Origin of the sequence: Mastigocladopsis repens PCC 10914 (genome assembly GCF_000315565.1) — a bacterium.
Classification (GTDB): domain Bacteria; phylum Cyanobacteriota; class Cyanobacteriia; order Cyanobacteriales; family Nostocaceae; genus Mastigocladopsis; species Mastigocladopsis repens.
The window spans coordinates 2,535,725-2,559,465 of the sequence record NZ_JH992901.1 but is presented as its reverse complement, the minus strand read 5'-3'; the positions used below and the strand labels follow the sequence as shown (position 1 = coordinate 2,559,465).

The 23,741-nt window shown below is 44.3% G+C and carries 16 protein-coding genes and 1 tRNA gene; 4 read left to right on the top strand and 13 right to left on the bottom strand.

The window, feature by feature from the left end; all coding sequences use genetic code 11:
- Positions 1-134: 134 nt before the first annotated feature.
- From MAS10914_RS0113560 to MAS10914_RS0113550, 3 genes are all read right to left on the bottom strand, one after another.
- On the bottom strand, positions 135-1,388 hold the full coding sequence (locus MAS10914_RS0113560) for a DUF4912 domain-containing protein (RefSeq protein ID WP_017316480.1): 1,254 nt from the start codon (positions 1,386-1,388) through the stop codon (positions 135-137).
- A gap of 663 nt (positions 1,389-2,051) precedes the next feature.
- Positions 2,052-3,044, bottom strand: coding sequence for an AEC family transporter (locus MAS10914_RS0113555; RefSeq protein ID WP_017316479.1), 993 nt, complete (start codon positions 3,042-3,044; stop codon positions 2,052-2,054).
- Between the two features lie 316 nt (positions 3,045-3,360).
- Positions 3,361-5,685, bottom strand: coding sequence for an IMS domain-containing protein (locus MAS10914_RS0113550; RefSeq protein ID WP_026082540.1), 2,325 nt, complete (start codon positions 5,683-5,685; stop codon positions 3,361-3,363).
- A 708-nt stretch (positions 5,686-6,393) separates the two neighbouring features.
- Between MAS10914_RS0113550 and pdhA the strand changes: the two genes are divergently transcribed.
- From pdhA to fba, 4 genes are all read left to right on the top strand, one after another.
- Entirely contained in the window at positions 6,394-7,431 is a 1,038-nt protein-coding gene (pdhA, locus tag MAS10914_RS0113540) for a pyruvate dehydrogenase (acetyl-transferring) E1 component subunit alpha (RefSeq protein WP_017316476.1), read from the top strand.
- 280 nt (positions 7,432-7,711) lie between these two features.
- A complete protein-coding gene (locus MAS10914_RS0113535) occupies positions 7,712-8,551 on the top strand; it encodes an aldose epimerase family protein (RefSeq protein WP_017316475.1) in 840 nt (279 codons plus the stop codon).
- A 60-nt stretch (positions 8,552-8,611) separates the two neighbouring features.
- A tRNA-Lys gene (locus tag MAS10914_RS0113530) sits at positions 8,612-8,683 on the top strand.
- A 264-nt stretch (positions 8,684-8,947) separates the two neighbouring features.
- Positions 8,948-10,027: a class II fructose-bisphosphate aldolase gene (gene fba, locus MAS10914_RS0113525; RefSeq protein ID WP_017316474.1), complete on the top strand. Its 1,080-nt coding sequence runs from the start codon at positions 8,948-8,950 to the stop codon at positions 10,025-10,027.
- An 89-nt stretch (positions 10,028-10,116) separates the two neighbouring features.
- Here the strand turns inward: fba and MAS10914_RS0113520 are convergent, their stop codons facing one another.
- The 10 genes from MAS10914_RS0113520 to MAS10914_RS0113470 all read right to left on the bottom strand — a co-directional run bounded on the left by MAS10914_RS0113520 (position 10,117) and on the right by MAS10914_RS0113470 (position 23,456).
- A complete protein-coding gene (locus MAS10914_RS0113520; RefSeq protein WP_017316473.1) occupies positions 10,117-11,949 on the bottom strand; it encodes a polysaccharide deacetylase family protein in 1,833 nt (610 codons plus the stop codon).
- 307 nt (positions 11,950-12,256) lie between these two features.
- The gene (locus MAS10914_RS0113515; RefSeq protein WP_017316472.1) at positions 12,257-13,075 is read right to left on the bottom strand and encodes a carbon-nitrogen hydrolase family protein; all 819 of its coding nucleotides are present in this window, start codon (positions 13,073-13,075) and stop codon (positions 12,257-12,259) included.
- 486 nt (positions 13,076-13,561) lie between these two features.
- Positions 13,562-14,317: an ABC transporter permease gene (locus tag MAS10914_RS0113505; protein WP_017316470.1), complete on the bottom strand. Its 756-nt coding sequence runs from the start codon at positions 14,315-14,317 to the stop codon at positions 13,562-13,564.
- 386 nt (positions 14,318-14,703) lie between these two features.
- Complete coding sequence (locus tag MAS10914_RS0113500) at positions 14,704-15,228, bottom strand: IS630 family transposase (protein ID WP_033364704.1); 525 nt, start codon at positions 15,226-15,228, stop codon at positions 14,704-14,706.
- A gap of 47 nt (positions 15,229-15,275) precedes the next feature.
- On the bottom strand, positions 15,276-15,776 hold the full coding sequence (locus MAS10914_RS0113495) for a helix-turn-helix domain-containing protein (RefSeq protein ID WP_017314015.1): 501 nt from the start codon (positions 15,774-15,776) through the stop codon (positions 15,276-15,278).
- Between the two features lie 158 nt (positions 15,777-15,934).
- Positions 15,935-17,020: a chemotaxis protein CheB gene (locus tag MAS10914_RS0113490; RefSeq protein WP_017316469.1), complete on the bottom strand. Its 1,086-nt coding sequence runs from the start codon at positions 17,018-17,020 to the stop codon at positions 15,935-15,937.
- The gene (locus tag MAS10914_RS0113485) at positions 17,021-19,390 is read right to left on the bottom strand and encodes a hybrid sensor histidine kinase/response regulator (protein WP_017316468.1); all 2,370 of its coding nucleotides are present in this window, start codon (positions 19,388-19,390) and stop codon (positions 17,021-17,023) included.
- A 136-nt stretch (positions 19,391-19,526) separates the two neighbouring features.
- Complete coding sequence (locus MAS10914_RS0113480) at positions 19,527-20,981, bottom strand: methyl-accepting chemotaxis protein (protein WP_017316467.1); 1,455 nt, start codon at positions 20,979-20,981, stop codon at positions 19,527-19,529.
- A 79-nt stretch (positions 20,982-21,060) separates the two neighbouring features.
- Positions 21,061-22,140: a chemotaxis protein CheW gene (locus MAS10914_RS0113475; RefSeq protein WP_017316466.1), complete on the bottom strand. Its 1,080-nt coding sequence runs from the start codon at positions 22,138-22,140 to the stop codon at positions 21,061-21,063.
- Positions 22,141-22,250: 110 nt separating this feature from the next.
- Positions 22,251-23,456, bottom strand: a complete 1,206-nt coding sequence (locus MAS10914_RS0113470) for a response regulator (RefSeq protein ID WP_017316465.1) — start codon at positions 23,454-23,456, stop codon at positions 22,251-22,253.
- Between the last annotated feature and the right edge of the window lie 285 nt (positions 23,457-23,741).

Sequence of the window (23,741 nt, the reverse complement as noted above, 5' to 3'; positions counted from 1 at the left end):
AGTAGTTCTGGCTGGACTGTAGGAAGGAACACAAAAACAGACGCAAGCGATCGCCTATCAAAAAACCCCGCCATAGCATCGCTGTAGCGGGGATTAAAGTTATATGTCGATTTTCGTCAACCCAACATCCCAAATTAAGATAGCCATTCTAAAACAGCTTCTTCTTTGGTATTTGTATTCCGAGATGGTGTCTCACGAGTAAACTTCATGTGAATTGACCGTGTTTGTTCACCATCAGCAGCAACAGCCATAATCGGATAGTCAATCAAACCATCCTGGAAGGACATCTGGAAGCGGAAGGTTCCGTCTGGATTCAGCTTAATTGGACGACCGCCAATTGTTACAGTAGCATCAGGTTCTGTTGCGCCATAAACAATCAACTCAGCATCAGCAATTAACCAGAACTGGCGTGGACGCATTGGTACGTCACCAGAGAAGCCAGCACCGGACATACCCACGCCGGACATCGTCAACCCGGACATAGTTGGAACTGCCCACATACCGACGCCGGAGGGGAAGACGTAGGAACTGATAGCTTGTTCTGGTGCGGCGGAACCAGGTATGTGCTGCATGGAACCAAACACAGAACCTGCAACTCGCATTGCTTCGGCAGACTCAGCCATGCCAAAGATTTGGTCGTAAATGGGGTTAGCACCAGCGCCAACGCCATTTGTCGTTGCTGTCGCTATCTTCTTGGCAGGAGGAACCAGTTCGTAAACGGTTGTGCCGCGCAAATCTTCCTCAAAATTCACGGTGATGAAGACGTCTTCAATCCAGTCAGAAGGATACACAGGAGGAACGTGGACGGGTGCAGAACGAGCCAGGACTAACCAGCGACCATCAGCGCATCGGTAACCGATGTCGATGACATAATCGCGATCGCTCACTGGAACTGGCAGATACCATTCCCTCGCGAGTTCGTCGCTGGGATACTCTTGAATGCTGTGGGGGCTTTGGTATTCCAAGCTGATGTCGGTGACATCATAAATACGCAATGCCAGTTGTTGTCCCCCAAGACGGCGCAGTTCTTCTTTGTGTTCGTTGGACACATCCCAGTAGGTATAAGCCCATTGAGGATCGCGGGGCATGAGAACAATACGGCTTTCTCCATAGCCTGCTGGAAGATCCGCCAGTCCTTCATCAACATCAGCGAGAGTTCCACCAGTACGGTCTACTTGACCCAACTCAAATTTTGCTGCTTCCACGGTTTCCTGTGCCTCCAGTGAACGAGATTGGCTGAGAGAAACTTTGCTGCGCTGGGCTTCTTGAATTGCTGCCAGCAGTTGCGATTTACGCATTCGGCTATAGCGAGAGATGCTACATTCGCTGGCAACTTTACGTAGTTGCCGCAATGTCATCTCTTCTAACGGTGGGCGTTCTTTTGCCATGAATTTGGCCTCCAGTAGTTTGAAAGGTTCATGATGTCCCCTGGTTAAAAGTGGCTGATATATATAGCCATCAACCCCAGATAAACTTCTTATTCCTGACTCCTGGTTTTGCCCAGTTGTTTATGTTTTTTAGTGTGTTTTTTAAATTGGGGGTTACTCCCTTTCAATTCCCTGTCATGCCCAAATCAGCATTTTTTACAGGGGAGTGGAGGAGCCTTTTGTTAATAAATATTAACCAGTAACCCTCACCTGGGATCAAGGGGTTCTCAAGCACATTTTTGAGCTTTCCACGAATTTCTCAGCTCTTTGGGGATCATCAAGTTATGATTTTATGACATTCTAGCTCCTTAAAAGCGCGTCCAGCATCTGCTAGATAGGGAAATTGTCAAGATACTTTGACAAAGGCGCGTGTGTGGGGATCTAGAACACGGATTCAGTAATGCCAAAATCCCTGGTGAGGTGAGCGAGCCTAACACGAAAAAAACAGCCAGCCTTAATACGATATTTCGTCTTGACCCCTCGATTAATCGTGGGGCAACAAAAGGCTGGCTGTTTTTTAGGGGGCAATTTGGAGAGAGGGGGGAGTGTGGGAAGAGTTATTGTTCGTCAACTCCGCTCCTCCTCTCCTCCTGCTCCTCTGCTTGCCCTTACACCCCCAATGACTCATGAGCCGAAAATCAAAATCCACAAAGGAAGTACGAGGAGTAACAAGAGTGTGGATATGATGATACTGCTGGCGATTAAATCGCGGTCGAGGTTGTACTCTTCCGCCAAAATGAGACCAGCAAAAGCTGTGGGTACACCAGACATTAAAACCATTGCTAAACGTGGTGAACCTGATAATCCGAAAAATAAAGTTGTTCCTACACCAACAAGTAGGGGTGTCATAAAAACCCTCAAGAAAGCGGGAACGAAGGCAAGTTTCAAACTCTTCCAGCCTTGAAGTTGCGCTAAGCGAATACCAGTCAGTAAAAAGGCGCAGGCGATGACAATATTTACAGACTCTTGAAGTCCTGATTCAATTATGTCTGGTAGTTGTACAGAGCGCGTGAGATAGCCGAAGAGAAAAGCCCATAGAGGAGGTACACTCAGAACATCGCGCAGTTGCATCCACCAGCGATTTGAGGATTGGGAATGACTGAAGTAACTAGCAATCACAACTCCAAAACCATAGGTGCCGATGACATTGTGGGTAACACTGTAAAGAACAGCCCAGTTGAGAGCATCTGAGTTAATTAAAGCGGGGGCGATCGCTAACCCTACGAAACCTGTATTACCCAGCACAGCAGAAATCACAAAACTGCCACCAAAGGAAGAGTCAAGCAAATGATGGGGAAGTGATTTAGCCCAGTCTAACTTGAACTGGTGGGATAGTAACAGTTTCCATCCCCCCAAAACGAGCGACGCCATTACCAAACCAAGTACCAGCGCTCCTAAAGTAGTTATTGGTGCGAGTAAGGGAAAACTCACCCCACCCTCGAATTCAGATAAATTACCTTGTCTTGCTAACGCCAAAAGTTGTAGTGGCACCCCGAACCAGTAAAGACCACGACCCAAAAGACGTGGAAACCACTGAGGTAGAAAGTTAAATATTAATAGCCCCAGACTCGTCCAGAGAATCAAGGGCGCATAGGCATGAAACAGAGTTTCTGTCATGAATAGAAAATATTCCAGCGACTGGGATGAGCCTTATCCTAAATACACATTAAAAATTAAAAAATAAAAATTTTAAAGTTCTATTCTTAGCTTGACTAGGGTATTAACCTGAACGAAGTGTAGATAAGGGGAGACCACAAAAAAAAGATACCAGGCGTGTTTTGGGATTATTCGTTGCGTGGTTTAGATCTAGATGTGACGCCTGGTATCTTTTTTCCGGGCATATACCTAGGCACAGCATCGCATTGTATAGGGTAAGAATGCTGAAAATTCTATAATTTGAACTTTTGCCCTAATCTATTAGGAGTTTTTTCATCTAAAAAATCATACTTATCTTGTTAAGAACTGACATATCCTGGATACGCCACAAACCCTCCACAAGAACTAATTCATACCTGACTCGCAATTTTTCATTATCAGATTTTTTTATCTGACCATTTTCATAATACTCTGTGACTTCACTCACCGAAGCTTCTACCGCAGCGTGATTTTGGTCAGCCTTATTTGTCTCCACAGATTCTACTTTCAAGCTATGTTCATATTTTCGATAGCGGTTATCTGCCCTTTCCTGTTGTACCCATCCCCGCCATTTTGTCAAGGTTGACCCGACTAAAATCTGCTCCAAACTATCAGTTTCGTAGTTGGGTCCAAAAGCTGCGGCTTTGGTATCTAGCCAAGCCTGAACCATTTCTTCTGCTGTGGCTTCTGTAAGAGGTCCTGCTGGTAACTGTAGTTTGCTGTTTTGGTCAGGAATCGGTATTGGAGGTTGATCTAGCTGCACGAATAACTGTTCCCCTTTCAAGTAGGGTTCAGGGAAAAACAGATGTTTGAACAATCCAAAAGTTGCTGCTATCAATAACCACAGCACCAATAGACTCGTCACCGAAGCCAACATTATCCACAAGAATCGTATTTGCGCTGGAGAGACACGGACAAAAGCTCGCCGACGATGAGCAGAGCCATGACGGTTATCTAATCCACGCCCTGAGCTAGCTGAACCACGTTTGCGCCTCCTTGAAGTTGGCGGTTGAGGAGGTGCTGTCGAAGCTCTGGCTGAACCATTCAAGTTGTGGTTAGTTCCTCCAGCAGTGCGGTCTGTGTTGGAAAGTGGTGCTACAGGTGTTTCTGCTTTTGAACTCCAAACACCTGTAGCAGAGGGTGATATCTCATAACTGGGTGGGGAAGAGTTTGAATATTCAGATCTTTTCTGGGTTGGTGTTGCTGGTATTTCTGAGTTAGGCGTTTTTTTGGTTTGGAATTGTCCATCAGCCCATGGGGAATTATTGCGGCGACTCCGACGAGTGGTCTGTGCTTGGGAAGAGTGGTGGTTTCCAGTCTCTTGATTTGTGGTTTCTGCTTCTATGGGTAGGGCTTCTAAATAAGCTTGCACCTGTTTGTCGGCAAAATAATCTTTCAAGGAAGCTGAGTGTTCTACCAAATCTCGGAAGTTGGGAAACACTTCGTTTTGCAACCAGCCTTCTCCGTATAAACACAGTCCTGGTAAGAGGTCTGGAGAGTCTTGAGAATTTTCCCGTATAAAAGCTAGAGCCTCATACTCCTGCGACAGTTCTAAAGCACGACTTGCTGGTTCTGTTTGCCCCAGCAGCAGCGCACAAAGCGACTGTTCCAGGTGGACATCTTGGCGTCTGCTTAGGCGGAGGAGCATTTGCTTTGCCTGACGAATTAATGCAGGTTGGCGTTGGGTGAACCCCCGTGCGATTGAAGCATAAACTGCTAAATAGGTGGCGACCGCTGAGGGACGCCTGCTTTCGGTTTCAAACAGTTTGTGCTGTTCTGCAACTGTCATATAGTTACGCAGTTGCTGAATAAATCGGAGAAAATCATCTATATTTAAACCAGATTTGTCGTCTCCAGTACCATCAATACCACCGCGCTCATCTAAAATGTCCTGCAATAATTGCAACCCTTGTTTTCGTTCGGTGGTCTGTTCTTCAGGTAGTGCGAGTAACTCCAAAATGCGATAGGGTCGTAATCTATACAAGTCCGACTGGATTTCAGCCCGAACGCTGGGGAATAACCCTTCGCGTGCTAGGAGTTCTTCTCCAGTTTCTAGGGAAATAGCAGCATTTTCGTAATGACCTTGCTGCCATTCCTCGCGACCGAGTTCTAAACAAGCCAAGGCAACGGTGAGCACAACGTCTGGACGTTGTGGTGATGCAGTCGTGTCTTGTGTGTCCTCTCTATAGCCTTGTATGCTCGCTGTCGTGTTTCTATTAATTAGGAATGGATGACCAAGTTTTAGGACAAGTTCATATTCCCCCAGCTCTTGCAAAATCAATAAAGCACCAATGAATTCATCTTGGGAAATTTCGATGCTCAGAGATTGAGCAATATCATTTGGGTTGGCTTGTTCGCGATTTTGAACGGCGACTGAGGCACCCTGAGTGCTGTCACCATAGGCATGGGCAAGATAATGTTGGTCGTAGGTTTTGCGTTCTTTTGGATCTGAGAGAACAAGGTAAGCTTCTTCTATCAGTTTTTTTCGAGATGTAATTGCTGCTTGGGAATACTCACGGCGCGGCAATTGGACAATGCGATCGCCATATGCCTGCCGCAACTGCTCCTCACTTGCCGCCATCGGTATCCCTAAAATTCTGTAGTAATCTAGCGGAATTCGCACGGCTCACGTCCCCTGCAGCGCGATCAACATAATTCTCCTAGAGTATTCCAGGCTTGTAAAAAAGTGCTATAACAATAACCTGTTGACTTCACACCACAAGTATGTTTTGCAACAACTTTACTAGTGCTTTTCCAAAAATATAATTTTGCTATGGTACTAGTGTTTTGCTCTAGCTGAATACTATCCAATCTTTTTAAGAATATTTTTACTATTTCTGGCTTAATAAAATTGCAACCTGTTTGACAAACTAGAAATTTACCATAGCAGCATAAATAATGCTGTGCTTGCAGGAAGATTTTTTTATTCTCTTTCCGGAATGTACGGCTTGACCATTCCTGCAACTGGTTCAGCGGGACTTTCTTTGGCATACGGTGAGAGAAACACCGTTTTGTAGGTCTGCTACTAGAGAGCGAACCACAGTATATCATAAGTTATTCTTTAATTCCAGGAATATCCTGAGAAATACTTAACTTTAGCGAGCATTTTCTTAAATTGTTAGTAAATATGCAGAAAAGTTGCTATTTTGGTAGGTAATCTATAGATCAAGGTTGCCATACTACCCATTGCTGTAGCACGAGATTAACAACAGCAGTGAATGAATTTGATTATTGACTCCTTTAAACGTTATCTTTTTAAAAGCTTACGCTGCCTAAGCGCACTTATCTCAAATCGTAACTTTAAGTTTTACGACAGGAACACTAAGAAATAATGGTTCAAGAACGCACATTACCCAAATTTGATGCGGCTACCGTACAGATAACTAGAGAAGAAGGATTGCTGTTGTACGAAGACATGGTACTGGGGCGCACCTTTGAAGACAAGTGTGCCGAAATGTACTACAGAGGCAAAATGTTTGGTTTTGTCCACCTGTACAACGGTCAGGAAGCCGTTTCCTCTGGTGTGGTCAAGGGAGCGATGCGACCGGGTGAAGATTTTGTTTGTAGTACTTACCGCGACCATGTTCATGCTCTGAGCGCGGGAGTCCCTGCAAAAGAGGTAATGGCAGAGTTATTTGGTAAAGCCACAGGGTGCAGCAAAGGGCGTGGTGGTTCGATGCATATGTTCTCGAGTACACATCGCCTGCTAGGTGGTTATGCTTTTGTGGCTGAGGGGATTCCCGTTGCTGCTGGGGCGGCTTTTCAAACGAAATATCGCCGGGAAGTCTTAGGTGATCAAAGGGCCGACCAAGTCAGCGCTTGCTTTTTTGGCGATGGAGCTGCTAACAACGGTCAGTTTTTCGAGACGCTAAACATGGCGGCGCTGTGGAAACTGCCGATACTTTTTGTGGTGGAAAATAATAAGTGGGCGATCGGGATGGCTCACGAACGGGCGACTTCCCAGCCGGAGATTTACCAGAAAGCCAGCGTATTTAACATGGTGGGGGTCGAAGTAGACGGTATGGATATCCTAGCGGTGCGAGCCGTGGCGCAGGAAGCCGTCGCCCGCGCTCGTGCTGGAGAAGGACCCACCCTAATTGAAGCACTGACATACCGTTTCCGAGGTCACTCTCTGGCTGACCCCGACGAAATGCGAAGCAAGGCTGAAAAAGAGTTTTGGTTTGCTCGTGACCCAGTTAAGAAATTTGCTGCTTATCTGGTCGAGCAAAACTTGACTTCCCATGAAGAACTTAAAGCAATTGACCGTCAGGTGCAGCAAGTTATTGATGAGGCGGTAAAATTCGCTGAAAGTAGCCCTGAACCTGACAAGAGCGAGTTGTATCGCTTTGTGTTTGCGGAAGATGAATAATGTAGAGACGCGCCATAGCGCGTCTTTTAATTACTTTTCATTAATAGATTTTTTACAAAAGTATGATTAATAGATATTTAGAACCACAGATGGACACAGATGTAGACGCCCGGAGGGCGGCTTCCCGCAGGGTACACTGATAATTTATCTGTGTCCATTTGTGTAGCCTACGGCACGGCTTACGCCTACATTTGTGGTTTCATTTTTATTCAATTGACTTTTGTAAGAGACTGTTTGTGATATCTAAGGAATAAGGTGCACTTCAACCATATCAAGAACAATGAATAAACTATACATCCAAACAAATCAGTCCCGACTGGAGATTTTGCCACAAAGAGGTGGTATCATTACCAGCTGGCGCCTACAAGGTCAAGAAATTTTCTACCTGGATGAGGAACGCTTTGCTAATCCTCAATTGAGTATAAGAGGTGGAATTCCGATTTTGTTTCCCATCTGCGGGAACTTAGCCGATAACACTTACACCCACAACGATAAGCAATACACTCTCAAACAGCACGGCTTTGCTCGTGACTTGCCTTGGGAAGTGACTCATCAAGAGACAGCCAATCAACAAAAGGTTAGCATCACTGTAACCTTAAGCAGCAACGAGCAAACACGCGCAGTTTATCCTTTTGAGTTTAAAGTCGCTTTTACTTACCAAATACAAGGCAATACTTTAGAAATTGGGCAGCAGTATACGAATCTTTCCACTGAACCAATGCCTTTTTCTGCTGGCTTCCATCCTTACTTTTTGACGACAGATAAAACTCAGCTCAAGTTTGAAATTCCCTCGCAAGAGTACCACGACAAGATAACCGAAAAAACTCACTTATTTAACGGTGATTTTGACTTTAACCGCGATGAAATTGATGTCACCTTTAAGCAGCTAAACGGTAAATCGGCTACAGTCACGGATAATGCTCGCAAGCTGAAATTGACGCTGGAATATGACGATACATATTCCACTTTGGTGTTTTGGACTGTTAAAGGCAAAGACTTTTACTGTTTGGAACCGTGGAGCGCTCCTCGCAACGCTCTCAACACAGGTGAACATTTGAGTGTGTTAGAACCACAAGCTACCCATACAGCAAGTGTACGCTTGACGGCAAATTTCTTCTAAAACCCCTTTACAAATCTCGATAAGGTCATGCTATGATGGCATAGTTGCAAATGACGGAACGGGTCGCTAACTCAACGGTAGAGTACTCGGCTTTTAACCGATTAGTTCCGGGTTCGAATCCCGGGCGACCCACTGAGGAGTGTTGAGAAATTATTAAGGACTAGGGATTGGCATTTTGCTTCTTGGTCTTCCCAGTAACTCGAACTACAGACTTGGACATTCAAAATGGTAGAGTAGGATGGTCGGTGTCCATCTTACTTTGGTTAAAGTTTTTCAACATTAAGGACACATCACTAGTTATAATTTCCTATAAGCTTAAAATAATATTAAGAATAGCGTACTCATTTACGCTTGTCTCAGACCGACTAGCTGACAACGATATTAGGAGGACTATGTATGGCGCTTGTACCCCTGCGGCTACTGTTGGATCACGCGGCAGAAAACGGTTACGGCATACCAGCTTTCAACGTTAACAACTTGGAGCAGATTCAAGCTATTGTGCAGGCTGCCCAAGAGACAGATAGTCCCGTGATTTTGCAAGCCTCTCGTGGCGCACGTAAGTATGCCGGTGAAAACTTCCTCCGCCACCTCATTTTGGCAGCGGTAGAAACTTATCCCCATATTCCCATTACCATGCACCAAGATCACGGTAATGAACCTGCTACCTGCTACTCAGCGATTAAGAACGGCTTTACCAGCGTGATGATGGATGGCTCGCTGGAAGCGGATGCCAAGACCCCCGCTAGCTACGAGTACAACGTCAACACCACCCGCGAAGTAGTGAAAGTAGCTCACTCACTGGGTGTTAGCGTTGAAGGCGAACTAGGTTGCTTGGGTTCTTTGGAAACTGGTACAGGTGAAGCTGAAGATGGTCATGGTGCGGAAGGCGTACTTTCCCACGACCAGCTTTTGACTGACCCAGACCAAGCTGTGGACTTCGTGGAGCAAACCCAAGTAGATGCTTTGGCGGTCGCTATTGGGACTAGCCACGGTGCTTACAAATTCACCCGCAAGCCGACTGGGGAAATTTTGGCAATCAGCCGCATTGAAGAAATTCACCGCCGTTTGCCCAACACCCACTTGGTAATGCACGGTTCCTCCTCTGTACCCGAAGATTTGCTAGCCATCATCAACCAGTATGGTGGTGCAATTCCCGAAACCTACGGTGTACCCGTAGAAGAAATCCAAAAAGGTATCAAGAGCGGTGTGCGTAAGGTCAATATTGACACTGACAACCGTCTGGCGATTACCGCAGCGGTACGTGAAGCTTTGGCAGCAAATCCTAAGGAATTTGACCCCCGTCACTTCCTCAAGCCTTCTATTAAATATATGCAGAAGGTTTGTGTCGATCGCTATCAGCAATTTGGTACTGCTGGCAACGCTAGCAAGATTAAGCAGATTTCACTTGAGGAGTTTGCTGCTAAATATGCCAAGGGCGAACTCAACGCTGTAACGAAGAAAACAGCGAACGTCTAGTTTTGAGAAGAAGGAAGTAGGGACATCAAATTGCTGTGTCCCTACATCACTGAGGATTCTTATACTGCTTAGACTCAGCCGGGTGGTGCTTATGTTCCCCGGTTTTTTGTTTTATTTTCTACAAAAACGCAGGCGGGAGTGTTAGTCGTTGACGCAGACCCTAAAAGGGCAACTGCATGGGGAACAGGGCGAGGTTCATAACGTACCAGAGATTCTCCTTGGTAAACCAAGGAAGTACTCTGACCTGAATCAACCATGACAACATCCTGTAACCCAGCCTTAACGAGTGCGACTCCCAAAGATATGGAGTCAACAGATTCCAGGGAAACACCGATAGTGGCTTGTTTATTTTGGTTAATACCCCAAAAAGCCCGATAACGTGGTGCGTCAAACCCAAACAGACCGTTAAAGGTGCTGGCTTGCTGAGGTTGACCATCTTTAACAAGCCACGCCGCTGCTACAAAAGCATCTGTTACCTCAGGCATTTCAGCTTGTATTCCCTCTAAAGTGTTGTGATTGAGTGGGTCGAAGGGAACGAAGCGCACTTCATCAGGACTAATCAATACTAAAGGACGTCCGGCTAGTTTCTGGTTATCGCCAATGTAGCCAGGAATAAATTGTTTGGTGACTTGGCTGAAGACGGGTCCAATCATCACATTAGAATTTAAGAATTTCAAGGAGAAGAACCCTCCGTCCACAGCTGCAACAGCATTGGTGTTACTTTTAGCCAAAATCTCCTTGACCGTATAACGGCTATCAGCGTGGATGGTTATTGGTTTGCCACCCGAAACCAGAATAAGAGGAATTTTGTCAATCGTAATGTCAGTTCTTTGAACTGGACTTGTAAAGTTAAAACCTATTTGCCAGCTTGGTAATTGGGGTCCTCCCCAAGCTTGGGCTATTATGTCTTTGAGTCTAGATTGACCAAAGCGCGAAACTGCTAATAAACTTTCTGATCCACCTGCAAACCGCTCATCCACATCATTCATGGTCAGTGCTAGATCATATCCTGCGGCTTGCACCAAACCTGCAACTTGCTCATTATATTTTCCAGCAGGATAAGTAAAGTAGCGGATAGGAATCCCCAAATTTCCCTCTAGAATCGCCTTAGACTCGACAACTTCTTTTTGGATTTGTTCAGGTGGCAAAACTGTTAAATCAGGTGGGTGAGTAACGCTATGGGATGCAATTGTAACTAAGGGATCAGCTGCCATCTCCTTTAGTTGTTCCCAGCTCACATGAGTTCGACCAGCGTTGTTGCCGACACCATTGGTGTAAATTGAAAATACGGCAGGGTAGGCGTATTTCTTAAGTAATGGATATACATACTCATAATGCCCCCCGTAACCATCATCGAATGTCAACACGACAGGTTTTTCTGGAAGTGGCATTCCAGTCTGTAAATGAGTCATGAGCTGGTCAAGACTGATGGGAGTGATGCCATTCTCTTTAAGAGATTGAAAATGCTGTTCTAATTCTTCCGGGGTGACATCAAAAAAGACTTGTTTTTTTGCTATAATGTCGTGATACATCAGGATGGGTACTCTTGCCTGCTTTGCCCGTTCACTAATGTTGGGCCAAGAACTACGATTTAGAAAGGCAAAGACGTACGGACCGATTGATGTTACTAGGTTTTCAAGTCCTAAATTGGGCTTACTAACCCAAGTGGATGCCAAAACAAAATTGCTAGCCCAGTAGGAAACTTTGTTATTCAGCCTTGTATCATTGCTGCAACCTTCACTGGTTGTTGTGGAAGTGCTTTTAGGTTCAGCGGTTCCTTGAACAGGAGATTTCGCAACAGCCAGTTGTGGTAACAATCCTGAGACAGTAAACAATCCACAAATAAGGGCATGAAATATGCTTTGGGTAGGAAAATTAAAAAATAGGTCATTCAAAATACGATTATTAGGGATTAGTTTCATACTTAACTTTCAGAACGCTTCCGCTTTGTAACGGTGCATATGCTTTAGTCAGAGTAACGCTTACACTTTATTCCTTATTCGTTAAAGGATAAGAGGCAAGACTATAAAAAAAAGTTAATAAAAGTATAAGGACTGCTTAAGCTTGACATCAGCAATCCTATCTGTTGGTTAGACTGAGCTTGATAACAATTAGGTTCCTCTGTTTTTTTTCATACCGTTTAGTTAAGGTGATTGGTAACCTCACGCCCGTAGAGACGCGCTTTTTGAAGCGTCTCTACATTGACAAATCCTTATGGAGTGGGCAAAATCAGACAAAGACACGGTGTTGTAGGCTAGGCATTTGACGGCGGACTTGTTCTAGCCTTGAGGGGTTTATCTCGGCGATCGCAACGCCCGGCTGCTCGCCAGCATCTGCTAAAATGACTCCCCAAGGGTCTATAATCATGGCGTGTCCGTGTGTTTGGCGGCGGGCATAGTTGATTCCTGTTTGTGCTGGAGCAATAATGTAGCAGGTATTTTCAATGGCACGCGCTTGCAGTAGGACTTGCCAATGGTCTTTGCCTGTGAAAGCAGTAAACGCAGCAGGCACGAACATGACATCCCCGCCTTTGTGAGCCATGTGTCGATAGAGTTCAGGAAAGCGGACATCGTAGCAAACCGATAGCCCTATATTACCAAGTTCTGGTGAGAAGTACACAGGGGGTAATTGCGTGCCAGCCATGACTGTAGTGGACTCTCGATAGGTGTTGCCGTCTGGGACGTTCACATCAAATAAGTGTACCTTTTGGTAACAAGCGAGTTCTTGACCGTTAGGGTCGATAAGTAAGGCAGTGTTGTAGACTCTATTGCGGGTATGGTCTACAGGAACTGGAAAACCGCCGCCTAGGATGGTGACTTGAAAACGCTGCGCCATCGTTTTGAGAAATTTTTCTGTTTCGGTGGCGATCGCGTCAGCTTGAGCCAGTTTTTCACTTTCCTCACCCATGAAGGAGAAGTTTTCTGGCAAACCAATTAATTCAGCACCCTGACGCACTGCTAAATCGATGAATTCCTCTGCTTGTGCCAAGTTTTTTTGTAAATTGGGCACACTGGTCATTTGAATAGCGGCGGCTAGATAAGACTTCATAAATTCAACAATGAATAATAGAGTTGTGCGAAGTTGGAAACAGTTAAGTTATCAAACCAAAAAAGTTAATTCCTCAACAAGTCTTTTGTGATGGAATGTTGACCATGGACAAAGCAAACAAGTTGATTGAATCAATTAGTCCAACTTTACACTTGAGAGGATATGGGCTATACCGTAAAATTCCAGATTTTTTTAGCTTAAGCAACGCCTGAGTTATACCTTCATTCACAACTAAAGCAGTAAAGCAAGCTTGGTTTTGGTTGAAACGGGGTATTTAGCAGTATTTTCAATTAGCCATACTACCAGGCACTGACCGAGTCATTCTTAATTCTTAAACGCTTGGCGATTGTCCATATGCCCACTGCCCTTTAGGCGATGGCATGGATACTGTGAGGGCGGCAGAAATTACGATAGTGTGGAGTACCCGCCTGAGTGCAAAACTTACAAATTCCTGAGTCTTTGTACAAACAAAGAGATTTCATGGTTTTAACTCGAAGCACTCGTATAAAAACGCAAAGCAAACCGCCAAAACCTGATGGAAACAAAAAATAGCATCAGCGCTAACACTCCTGCGCCTACTATCCAAGTGATTTGACTTTGACCTAGCATTGCTTGGGCAGGCACAGTTGTTAAAAAAGCTACGGGAACAACAAACGTGAAGAAAAAGCGGAACGCAGTGGGATACGCCACCATCGGATATCTCCCGGCTTCCAACAGACCCCGTAGAACTTCGGTAACATTGTATATTTTGACGAACCAGATGCTAGTTGCTCCTAGCATGAACCACAAACTGTAAAGAATCACCAAGCCAAAACACAGGGGAATGACACTGATGAGATAGTTGTCTATTCCTAAACCAAGTCGTGTACCTGCATAGCCAATTATCACACTACCAAAGATTATATCTGGCAGACCCCAAGGTGACAGGGTACGGGTGGAAAGCCAAAACTGGCTGCGGATGGGTTTGATTAGCACAAAGTCCAGTGTACCTTCTTGGACGTGGCGGACAATGCTATTTAGGTTTGGCGCAAGGAAAGTTGCAGAGAAGCCTTGCAGCAGAGTAAAAATCCCCAGTACTACCAAAGCTGCTTCCCATGACCACCCAGCGAAGGTGTAGCCATTACCATAAAACAAGAATAGTCCAAACAGACTGCCTGCAAGATTGCCCAAGCTGCTTAAGGTTGCTAAGAGGAAGTTGATACGATACTCCAACTCAGCCTCTATAGCAGTACTCCAGAACAATGTTAGTACTCTCAGGTATCTATTTCTCAAACAGAAGAACTACAAGATTAATCAAGTTATAGGTTATATCTTATAACGTTTTCCTGTCCCCTGTTTCCTCGTTCCTGCTACCGAATCTCTGCAATAGATTTTGACTTAAAATACACTTGGCAGTATGCAGCGAAGAGGTTCTGGACAAACATTTATGGAAAGAAGAGAAAGATTTGTTCCCTTGACACGTAGTGCGTGTCCGTAAGGGCAAGGCTTATAGCAGAATTCAGAATACATCCGTCAGAATATGCCCTCCGTGTACACTGCGCGTTAACGCAGTTCCGACCTAGGAGGCACAAAAGTAAAACAGGCGTTCTATCTGGCTTTGAGACTAAAGTTTTGTACCTCATACCATTTCACGAAAAGCCTGATACAAATAAAGCATCAAGAATAAAATCCCAACCTGTAATAGAAGCAACGATTGATGTGTTTAATTGTTCCAATCGCTTCCAAATAAATTCTCTTAATTCATCTAAAGTTGAGAAGCTTTCCCAAGTTAAATGCCTTTTAACCTCCTCCCACAATCTTTCAATTGGATTAACTTGAGGTGTATGCGGAGGCTGAAATAACAAAACTATATTTTCTGGTAGTTTGAGATGCTGACTAAAATGAAACGCTCCATTATCTAACTGAAGAATATGTATATCTTGAGAATAAGTCTCTGAGAATTTTTCTAAAAAAATATTGAAACAAGCTGTATTTAAATGAGAGAATTCCCAAATAAAATGCTCTCCAGTTAATGGTTCTACTAATCCATATAAATAAAAATTATCCCGCTTCCATTGCATAATGCCGATGGGCTTGACTCCTTTTGTCGTAATTAATCTCCCAGGTTCAGTCTTCAACCCCACACGGCTTTCGTTTCCACACCAATATCTAATTTTTTTTTGTTTATCGACTGGTGCTATGATGTGTTTTTTAATTACTTCTAGGTATTGTGGCAGTTTTTTTTAAATTCCAATTCTGCTTCACTATCGTATTTGACACCTACGGCTCGCGGTACTTTTAGCTTCGCTTTCATTTGATAGCGCACTGTGTCGTGTACTACTTTATATGATGCTTCTATCCCTTCCACTGCTTTTAACCAAGTTCGTATTTCTTCATAACTTTTAAATCCCTGTGGCTGTTGAAGTTCTCTGTCTAGCTGCTCTCTTGCTTGTAAGTTAATCATTGGCGGTCTTCCTGGACTCTTTTTCGTTGACAATAAACCTTTTATTCCTGATTCGGTATAGTCCTTCAACCATCTTTGTACCGTTACCCTTGCTCTCCCTAGCACCACCGCTACATCCTGTATTGTTTTTACATGACCTATTTTCAGCAAATACAACGCTTGAATCCGTTCACGACTTGATACTATTTTTTGTTTTCTCAGCAGTTCCTGTAATTCTTCTGCTGACTCATATATTTCTACTTTGGTGACTCCAGCCATCTTTGCTCGTTGATATTTATTCCTTCTTTATCTGTATCATAGTTTTAGTGAATTGGTATCACTCATCTGCAAACTGCTGTAGGACTTTGAAACAACACAGAAGTTGCCTGGAAGAAGTTCAGCTATGCGGGTTTCCAGCCTTAGGAAACTGTCGTTAACTATTTGCTAAGTACGGTTTCTACTAAGAAAGGGGCGATATCTTCAATGGCAAGCAAATATTGAGCAGCATCTAGGGCGATCGCCTCTTTCACCATGCCAAAAGCCGCACCACCTTTTTCATCTTGGGCGACTGTCAGACCTCCTATTTGAGAAATCGCCTGTAAGCCTTGTGCGCCGTCATTGCCAAGCCCAGTTAATAAAATCCCGGCGCTTGCTCTGCCATAGTAGCTAGCGATAGATTTGAACATGACTGTAATGGAGGGACAATGCTTTTCTCCTGGTACAGATCTTAAATACATAAACTTGCTTCGAGAGTCTAATTCGAGATGATTCTTCTCTGGAGCAAAATAAACTGTTCCTGGTACAGGAGACTCGCCAACTTCAGCAACTTTGACCCTCAAGGAACACTCACAGGACAGCCAATTCACTAATCCTGACAAAACGCCTTCACCTACATGCAAGGTACAAATAATGGGCAATGGGAAATCAGACGGGAGTTTGCACAGAATCTTCTGGATAGCTTGAAGACCTCGTGTGGAAGCCCCTATACTGATAACTCTGATAGGAGTTGTCATATTTGACACTCGTGTTTTAGTCTTTAGGAACGGCCCAGACGTTATAGCCTCCTCAGGGGGAGAAGTCAGCGGCTGTTTTTGTTGCGATCTGGCAGCCACTTTTACACTAGAAAGGACTTTAATTTTGGCAATCAACGCTGCTTTGATTTGCTCATAGTCAGTGGGCGAACCTGTGGTCGGTTTGGGGAAAACATCTGCCGCTCCGGCTTGCAACAGACGGAAGATAGTGTCTATATCTGTGTTTTGTACAAAATTGCTAATCACCAAAATTGGTCGGGGGTCTTGAGCCATCACGCGTTTGGTCAACTCCAGACCATCCATGTTTTCCATAAGCAGGTCTGTACAAATCACATCTGGCTGCGTCTTGGTAATGACTTCCAGACCCTCCAAACCATTGCGTGCGGTACCGACCACAGCAACCTCTGGTGAGGAATTGAGTAATCGTTGGAGAATTTCCAGGGCAATAGGAGAATCCTCGACTAGAACCACTTTCTTTTGAAAAGAATCCATTTATACCAATCTCCTTAATGTATCTAGAAATACTCCTTGCTCGAACTCACCTTTGGTGATGTAAGCGTTTGCCCCAACTTCTGCACCTTGACGCTTGTCCTCCTCGGACGCCAAGGTTGTCACTAAAATGACAGGCAATTCCTTATACTCAGGTAATTCCCGAATTCTGGCGGTCAGTTCCAGCCCATCCACATTTGGCATTTGCACGTCCGAGACAACGGCATCAAACTTGCTCTCCCTCAGTTTGTCGAAGCCATCTTGACCGTCTACAGCAGCCGTGACTTCGTAACCAGCACTTTCCAAAATCCGCCTCATTTGGGTACGAATGGGAATTGAATCTTCAACCAGAAGAATCTTCTGTTTGAGTTGTGCTTTTTCCCTTAACTCCTTAACTGTGACAGAAACAACTGCCTTCTTCGCTGACTTAAACAAATCAGGAGGATTGAGCACCATGCAAACTTCTCCAGTACCCAGAATTGTGGCACCGGCTATATTGCAAACCCTTTTGAGCAAATGACTCTGCGCTTTCAAGACAATATCTTGTAGTTCCGACACAGTGTCTACCAGCAATCCTAAACGCTCAGAACCAAGCTGAAGAATAATGCACGGAATGCTTTTTAAAGCAGTGTTCAAAGCTTGAGTTGATGCAGGCACTTGGACAGGTAAGCCTAATAAATCTGCAAGCCAAGCCACCGAGATCGCCTGTCCTTGATATGAGAACGTTTGGCTACCTTCAAGCGCAAAAATTTCTTGAGGAGAAACCAACAGCATTGTTTCCACAAATTCCACAGGCATGGCATAGGAATTTTGGTTGACCTGCACAATTAAGACGTGTGTGGTTGCTAGTATGCTACTGAGGGTGATGCGAAATAAACATCCCCTGCCGGGTGTAAATTCTACCTGGATGGTTCCTTTGAGACGGTCAACATTGGCACGCACGACATCCAAACCAACTCCTCTGCCGGAAATCTCGGTGACTGCTGTGCGAGTGGAGAATCCAGGCGCAAATATCAATGCCTGAATTTCCGCCGTTGACATAGCTACCAGTTCTTCTTCAGAGCGAATACCACGGCGTACTGCTGCCAATTTAATGGCTTCGACATCCAAACCACGCCCATCATCTGAAACTTCAATAGTAACTGTGTTGCCAGTCTGGTAAGCCTTTAAGTGAATCGTCGCCGTGGCGGGTTTGCCAAGTTGTAAACGCTCTTGGGGTGTTTCGATGCCATGATCTATTGCATTGCGGAGGATGTGCATGAGCGGATCTTTCATCTCTTCAATAATCCGCTTGTCTACATAAGTCTGTTCACCTTCGATGTGAAGATCGACTTCTTTGGCTTGCTGCTTCGCTAAATCTCGTACGGTGCGGTGAAACAGATGAAAAATTGTAGATAATGGCAGCAGTCGTACAGAGATGACTCCCGACTGGAGTTCATTGGATACGATTTCGAGCCTAGCAGTGTAGTCAAACGCTTTATTGCGGAGTCGATTTAAAGACTCTCCCAGTTGCTTTAGGCGGTTTTCCATTGATTTGGAAAAATTTTGCTGCATGGGTTGCAGTGTACTACTACCCTGTCCGCGTCGCTCTAGATTTTCATATGCCTGACGGAGCACAAAGATTTGCCGACTCAACTCCTCCCACAGGGCTATCATTTCGTCAATTTCAACAAGTTGGTCTGCAATCTGACCTTTAGTAACTACCAGTTCACCCACTTGTGTCAAGAGCTTATCGAGCCTTTGGGATTCAACGCGAATGGTGTCAATCTCGCCGTCACTGACTTGAGCAAAAGTGTCTGCTACTGGTTCTGTTGGCTGGTTAACCTGAACGGCATCCCTAAAGACTAAGGGGGGCTGTGCTAGGGGCAAGGTAGAGAAATCATCCTCCGATTTGGCATCATCAAAGACTGTAGGCAGTTGTGCAAGAGGCAAGATAGAGGAATCATCCTCCGATTCAGGAACCGTTTCCTGAATTTCCGACCATGCATCACTAGACTCACCTCTCATAAGTTGAGCTAGGACATGAAAGACACTGACTCCTGCTGGTTGTCCGGTAACGGCTTCATGGGCAATTTTACGAATAGCATCCAGCCCTTGAGATAGGCACTCGTACAGTGGGGAAGTAAAAACTCGCTCACCCTGCAGGACGGAACCGAGAATTTCTTCCATTTGGTGGGTAAGGGTTTCCACATCTTTTACCCCTAACATCCTGGAATCACCTTTGAGGGAGTGGGTTTCTCGCAGTAATCCTTCTAGTTTGGCATGATCTTGGGGATTTTTTTCTAAGTGGAGCAATCCCGCTTCGATTTTCTGTATATGTTCTGCACTGGCTGCTTTGTAAAGCGATCGCAGTTCTTCGTCTTCTATCATCATGGCTTGGGAGCTATTTTTAAGGGCTGATACGAGGTTGCTTTCAAACTGAGTTATCTCCTGACAGGGTATAGAAAATCACAACAAACCACATCCAGTCTCAAGAGTCATCTGTTTGAATGCAAGTTGTATGACATATTTAAAGCACAGCCTGAAGATTCTGAGCGGCTTCGTTCAGGTCTTCGGTCACCTCTTTGACTTGGGAGATGGCAACGGTTGTTTCTTTTGCCCCTAAGTTGATGGCATTCATGGCTGCAACGATCCTCTGCACGGCAACAGCCTGCTGTTTAGCTGTCATAACAATCTCTTGGTTGTTAAGAAACACCCTATTAACAGCATCGGAGATATTTATGAACACATCACCCGTTTCTTCAGCTAGCTTGATTCCGTGCGTTGCTTTCTTGGTACCTTCATCAGTCACCATGATGGTGGAGTTAATTGCTGCTTGCACTTCGTTAACCAGAAGATGAATCCGGTCAGCTGATTTCCTACTTTGATCAGCCAGTTTACGAATTTCGCCAGCCACCACTGCAAAGCCTTTCCCGTGCTCACCTGCACGAGCTGCTTCTACGCCTGCGTTTAGAGCCAGCATATTTGTTTGATTTGCCAAATCAGCAACTAAGTCAGAAACTGTGGTAATTTGTGCTGTTTGCTCAGAAAGACGCACAATCTGGTTGGCAATTGCTATCACTTGGTTTTTGAGTTCCAAGATCCCTTCCATTGTCACACCGACTGTTCTGGTTCCTTCTTCAGCGAGGTCTAGAGCTTTCTGCGCTCCCCCGGCAGAGATTTCTGCTGTTTGGGCGGATTGGAGCGAAGAAGTTCCCACTTCCTCAATAATGAGGGTGGTTTCATTCACTGAGGCAGACTGCTCCAAGATGACATGTTCCTGCTCGTTGACTGTGGTCGTAATTTCTTTTACAGAAGAAGAGACAGCCTCAGAGGCATCTTGGATTGTCTTAGCAATACCGGAGGAGAGTGCATAAGAAATGACTATGGAGATAGAGGCAGATATGAGTGTACCCAGCCCCGCAACAAGTTGCATGAGGATTGTTGCCTGTTGGACGTCGTTAATTGCTATTTGAATAATTTTGTTTTGCTCCTGTTCAAACTCTTTCTGCAACGCTTCAGCCCCTTGAATATAGGGTCTACTTTTTTCTGTTTGATATATTCTGATTGCCTCTTCTCTTCTTCCTGACTCTACCAAAGTCACAACCTCTCGAGAAGATTGCTCTAGTTGCAAACCAAGTTGACGGAGTTTTGCCAACCGCTCTTTCTGCGATGGGTTGACAACAAGCTTTTCTGCGGAGGCAAGAGATCTCTTATAGTCCGATATCCCTGCGTTAAAGGTTTTTCGCAGGATTTCGTCACTACCAAATATTAAGAAGCCGCGTGCTGTCCTTTCCACTCTTGATAAACCCAATGTTGCTTCGGCTGCTCCTTGAGAGGCTGTCTTGGCATCTTGCACTTTTTTGAAGGCTACATCGAATCTTCTAGCATTTCCCAATGCCAGACCGCTCAGTACTATCAATAAGAAAAGCGGGAATGAATATCCTAATAAAATTCGACCTCTTAACCTTAATTTGCCAAACATAGGTTCATATCCTTCTGTATGATTTGTATTTATAATTAATTCAGATTTGAGTCAAATTTAGAGTTCTTATTAATAAGAGCTAAATTTGTTCATTCACTGTCAGTTCTCCTTCGGTCAGGATTTTGGGGAAATCTAGGACACTCAGCATTTTTCCCTGAAAGAAAGCCATTCCCCGGAGGTACTGTGCATTGTAAAGAAGTTCTAGTGCGGGCAAGGGTGTCATTTCAGCAGGATTGAGATAAACTACCTCCAACACTTTATCAACGGGCAATCCGACAATAACATCTTCAAATTGAACGACCACTGCTTTAGAACCAATGTTAATCGGCGTCATTGGGAGATTCAAAATGTTGCGAATATCAACCAAAGTGACAATTTCTCCACGCAAATTCATATTGCCAACAATATGCTTTGGGCAGCAAGGAATTGGGGTCAAATTGTCAATATTGGTGAATTCGCGCACCAGTTTTAAATCCAACCCATAGTACTTGTCACCAATGCCAATGACTGCTAGAGCCATCAGGCTGTTTGTCACCTCTGACTCTTTGAATGATTGCCTAAGATGAACAGCCCTTTGTTGGAAAATAGCCCGTTCTTCGGAAGTCGTATGCGGACAACATAAGTCGTAGAAGTTTGGTGTTTGATATTCCTCGTACTGTTGTCCATCATCAAATGCTGTCGGGACTTCCAACTGGCTTTGTGCATCCCAAATTAAGGTGACTAAGGTCTCTGGTTGACGAACTAATTTCTTGGAATCTAGCAAAAAAATTGTTTCTGACTCTATCTTGGCTACACCAGCAATAAATGCGGTATTGATATCAAAAAGGAACCCATTATAAGGGACTGTTTCAATGACTTCATCATCTAGTTCTAGCATTTCGTTGACTTGGTGAACGAGTATGCTAATTTGCAAGCCCTCCCACTGTAAAATGATGATGTAGTCGCTAAGATGGCAAACTTTTGGCGGATATCCTTGAAGCCAATCAAGATGTATCACTGGCACAATTTGCGTCCGCAAATTGAGGATGCCAATAATATCACTGCTTGCTTCAATATTCGGGATCAGTTCCGGAAGCGGGAAAATTTCTTGAACCATTCCTGCTTCGATTCCATAGTGCAAATCATGTATACGAAATGTTAGGTATTTCTTGTTCTCCATTGCATTTTTCTACTCTTGAATCTGTTGACTGTTAACAATCAACTGTCAATGGTTAGACGACACTTAATTTGAATACAGCTTGATATAAAACGATAGCTGAAAAAACAAAGTTATAAATAACTTTTTTCGGAAATTCTGTTATCGAAAGTTCTCTTTGTAGGAGACTCTTTTAACTTTTGTCGTCTTTGTCCCACATATTTCTCAACAATCTCAAGTAAATACTCAGGTTCAAATGGCTTAGTTAAATAATGAGTTGTTCCAGCAATTTGACCTCTGAGTTTATCAGAAAATTTATCTCGTGCCGTGACCATAATAATGGGCAAATCCTTGAATTTTGGAATGCTACGTACAGTACGGCAGAATTCTAAGCCATCAATATCTGGCATAGTGACATCCAACAGTAACAGTACAATTGGATTGGTATTCATCAAAGTTAGAGCTTGCACAGCGCTACTTGCAAAGAGCACCTGATAGTGATCTCCCAAAGCCCGCCTGATTAAAATCTGCACTACAGAACTGTCATCAACACTCAATACAATTGGACGTTGCTCTTCAACATGAGCAACTTCTTGAGTTACAGGTGTATCTCGCACAAACGTTATCCAGCCTGATGCAACCCACTCCAAATAGGTTCGCCCTAGCTCTAGAGGGTCTTGGTCTAATTGTTCGGCAATGTCAATAAGCGATCGCCTACCATCCACCCACTTGTGGAAATGCTGGTGCGCTTTAGTGTCTGTCACTGTTCGCCAACCTGGTGAAAGTTGGGGAACCGCCTCCATGCTGGGAATCACAGGAGCAAGTGCAGTCCATTCCCGGTGGCGACAAGCAACGTCTTGGATCAGCTTATTCCATTCCAAACCATGACCCTCTTTCCCATAACTCAGGTCAATCTGAACTGTGGGGTCTAACTGTAACTTGCCTGCATAAGGTAATGTTTGCTCTAATACTTGCACAGCTTGAGCATGAACACAGGTTTCAATCTCTTCCCATTTGAACACTCGTATCCGAACGATTTGTTCTAAAAGTTCTCGAAAGGATGAGGGGTCTTGTAACTTTTGTGCTGCATATCCAACCGCAATATCAGCCCAGTCATGACTTAACTTAATCCCAATCCTTCTAGCAAATTCTTGATTATTGAGAATTTTTGAGCCACCATAAACCATCTCGCCGTTGTTTAAAACGACAACACGCGACCTTGGATTTTGCTCTGAATTTACGATGGCATTGATGTAAATAAACCCACTGGCTCCTGTACTTTGTAAATTCTCTAGCAAATCGCTGAGTTGCCCAGCTCGATACTGTAATGGTTTCAACATTCTTAAATTAAATTATTTGCTATACGTTTAAAGGTATATGTAGCAGATGAATCCGACGTTATCGTTAATAATACTAAATATCCGGACACGCCTCATAAATTTAGCTTTTCCGTCTTAAAAAAGAAAACCTGCTATACAAAATTCTGCCCTTTTAACCAACTTTACCTCGTTAGCAGATTTACTAGATTCACACCGATATGTGATATGTCTAGATCAAACAAACAGCTACTTGCTATTTTAATCTCTGTCAATTAATAGGTAACTTCACTGGTTTAGCCTCGCTTG

Excerpts from the sequence above, each read along its gene's own strand:
- MAS10914_RS0113560 (WP_017316480.1), bottom strand. The coding sequence starts at position 1,388 with ATGGCAAAAGAACGCCCACCGTTAGAAGAGATGACATTGCGGCAACTA.
- MAS10914_RS0113555 (WP_017316479.1), bottom strand. The coding sequence starts at position 3,044 with ATGACAGAAACTCTGTTTCATGCCTATGCGCCCTTGATTCTCTGGACG.
- pdhA (WP_017316476.1), top strand. The coding sequence starts at position 6,394 with ATGGTTCAAGAACGCACATTACCCAAATTTGATGCGGCTACCGTACAG.
- MAS10914_RS0113535 (WP_017316475.1), top strand. The coding sequence starts at position 7,712 with ATGAATAAACTATACATCCAAACAAATCAGTCCCGACTGGAGATTTTG.
- fba (WP_017316474.1), top strand. The coding sequence starts at position 8,948 with ATGGCGCTTGTACCCCTGCGGCTACTGTTGGATCACGCGGCAGAAAAC.
- MAS10914_RS0113520 (WP_017316473.1), bottom strand. The coding sequence starts at position 11,949 with ATGAAACTAATCCCTAATAATCGTATTTTGAATGACCTATTTTTTAAT.
- MAS10914_RS0113515 (WP_017316472.1), bottom strand. The coding sequence starts at position 13,075 with ATGAAGTCTTATCTAGCCGCCGCTATTCAAATGACCAGTGTGCCCAAT.
- MAS10914_RS0113495 (WP_017314015.1), bottom strand. The coding sequence starts at position 15,776 with ATGGCTGGAGTCACCAAAGTAGAAATATATGAGTCAGCAGAAGAATTA.
- MAS10914_RS0113490 (WP_017316469.1), bottom strand. The coding sequence starts at position 17,020 with ATGGATTCTTTTCAAAAGAAAGTGGTTCTAGTCGAGGATTCTCCTATT.
- MAS10914_RS0113485 (WP_017316468.1), bottom strand. The coding sequence starts at position 19,390 with ATGATGATAGAAGACGAAGAACTGCGATCGCTTTACAAAGCAGCCAGT.
- MAS10914_RS0113480 (WP_017316467.1), bottom strand. The coding sequence starts at position 20,981 with ATGTTTGGCAAATTAAGGTTAAGAGGTCGAATTTTATTAGGATATTCA.
- MAS10914_RS0113475 (WP_017316466.1), bottom strand. The coding sequence starts at position 22,140 with ATGGAGAACAAGAAATACCTAACATTTCGTATACATGATTTGCACTAT.
- MAS10914_RS0113470 (WP_017316465.1), bottom strand. The coding sequence starts at position 23,456 with ATGTTGAAACCATTACAGTATCGAGCTGGGCAACTCAGCGATTTGCTA.